This is a genomic window from Arthrobacter glycogeni, from assembly GCF_054511155.1.
Window position 1 is genome coordinate 1 of the sequence record NZ_JBTNDE010000048.1, and the last position, 2,146, is coordinate 2,146.

Consider the following 2,146-nt stretch of genomic DNA (forward strand, 5'->3'; position numbering starts at 1 on the left):
TGTTGGCGCCAGCTGAAAGTAGGGCCAGGAACGCCATTTGAAAACAGGGCCACCGACCATGATGGAAGGTGATCAATTTGGATGATTGGGCGGAGATACGCCACCTGTTTTCGACGGGCAAGCACTCGAAGCGTGAGATCGGCAGGATCGTGGGGGTTTCCCGCGGGACCGTGGACCGGGCGTTGGAGTCGGGCCGGGTGCCGAAGTATCAGCGGGCGTCCGGAGTGTCGAGTTTTGACGCGTTCGCTCCGAGGGTGCGGGAGTTGTTGGCGAAGACGCCGACGATGCCGGCGGCGACGCTTGCGGAGCGGGTGGGTTGGTCTGGTTCGGCGTCGCTGTTTCGGGCGAAGGTTGCCGTGATCCGGCCTGAGTATGCTCCGCCGGACCCGGCGGACCGTCTGGTTCACGACCCGGGTTTTCAGGTCCAGTGCGATTTGTGGTTCCCGCACGAGCCGTTGCCCGTGGGCGAGGGGCAGCACGATACTCCACCGGTGCTGGTGATGACGTCAGCGTTCTCGGGATTCATCCAGGCGAGGATGCTGCCCTCCCGGACGACCCCTGATTTGCTGGGCGGAATGTGGGCTCTGCTTCAGGATGCGCAGGCGGTTCCGTCACGGCTGTTGTGGGACAACGAATCCGGCATCGGACGTCGCCGGCCCACGGAACCGGTGGCCGCGTTCGCCGGGTCGTTGGGGTTGGAGATTAAGTTGCTTCCGCCGCGGGACCCGGAGTCCAAGGGCATGGTGGAGCGGATGAACAGGTTCTTCCGGCAGCGTTTCATGCCGGGCCGGCACTTCGTCTCGCCAGCGGATTTCAACGGCCAGTTAGATGAGTGGTTACCGACGGCTAATCACCGGTATTCACGTTCCCGTCACGGCCGCCCCGATGAGCTGATCATCTTGGACCGGCAGAAGATGCGCCCACTGCCGCCGGTGACCCCGGGTACGGTGTTCCGCAACACGGTGCGTCTGCCACGGGATTACTACGTGCGGGTGTTTTCCAACGACTACTCCGTTGACCCCTCGTTTATTGGGCGGATCGTTGATGTCATCGCCGATCTGGACACGGTCACGGTCACCCATGAGGGGGCCGTCATCGCCACGCACGTCCGGATATGGGCGCGGCATCTGGTGATCACCGATCCTGTCCACGTGGCCCGGGCCGCGGTGATGCGCCGGGACTTCCACGCCCAACGAGCCCACCGACCCGACATGGTGGAAGCCGGGGTGGTGGAGTCCGTTCAGGTGCGCGATCTCGGCGTCTATGACGAGATCTTCGGCATTGACCACTGCCAGCAGCCAGCCCTGCTGGAGGTGGCTTCATGACTGGGACGCCAGCCCAGATCGAGTATTACGCCCGGACGTTGCGCGCCCCGCGGATCAGTGACGGATTCCGCCGGCTCGGGGACCAGGCCCGGGACGCCGGGTGGTCTCACGAGGAATACCTCGCCGCGGTCCTCTCCCGTGAAGTCTCCGAACGCGAAGCTTCTGGCGCGGCGACCCGGATCAAAGCCGCCAGGTTCCCCGCGCATAAAAGCCTCGAGGAGTTCAACTTCGATCACCAGCCCTCCGCGGACCGGAACCTGATCGCTCACCTGGGCGCCGGCGTATTCCTCTCCGAGGCCAAGAATGTGGTCCTGCTCGGCCCGCCGGGGACCGGGAAAACCCACCTCGCGGTCGGTATCGGGATCAAAGCAGCCAAGGCAGGACACCGGGTCCTCTTCGACTCCGCGACCGGCTGGGTCGCCCGCCTGCAGGAAGCTCATTCCCGCGGGAAACTAGCCCAGGAACTGGTCAGGCTACGCCGCTACAGCCTCCTGATCATCGACGAAGTAGGTTACATCCCGTTCGACCAAGACGCCGCGAACCTGTTCTTCCAACTCGTCTCCAGCCGCTACGAACACGCCTCTCTGATCCTGACCTCGAACCTGCCCTTCGCCCGCTGGGGTGATGTCTTCGGAGACTTGACCATCGCCTCAGCCATGATCGACCGGATCGTTCACCACGCCGACGTCATCAGCCTCAAAGGCAACAGCTACCGGCTCAAAGAACACCAGCCAACAACCAGTACGGCACAATAGAACGAACAACCAGTGGCCCTGTTTTCAAATGGCACTAATGGCCCTGTTTTGGGTTGGCGTTAACAG

At 63.2% G+C, this 2,146-nt stretch carries 2 protein-coding genes; both read left to right on the forward strand.

Annotated elements, in window-relative coordinates; all coding sequences use genetic code 11:
* The first annotated feature begins 68 nt into the window (after nt 1-68).
* The gene (gene istA / locus ACX80O_RS16650) at nt 69-1,325 is read left to right on the forward strand and encodes an IS21 family transposase (RefSeq protein WP_459334170.1); all 1,257 of its coding nucleotides are present in this window, start codon (nt 69-71) and stop codon (nt 1,323-1,325) included.
* Nucleotides 1,322-2,080 carry an IS21-like element helper ATPase IstB gene (gene istB / locus ACX80O_RS16655; protein ID WP_459334171.1) on the forward strand — a complete coding sequence of 253 codons (759 nt, stop codon included), beginning with the start codon at nt 1,322-1,324 and terminating at the stop codon, nt 2,078-2,080. The genes istA and istB overlap by 4 nt, the downstream gene beginning before the upstream one ends.
* Nucleotides 2,081-2,146: the final 66 nt, after the last annotated feature.

What these genes read in the sequence shown, in the direction of transcription:
- istB (WP_459334171.1), top strand. Translation starts at nt 1,322, where the DNA reads ATGACTGGGACGCCAGCCCAGATCGAGTATTACGCCCGGACGTTGCGC.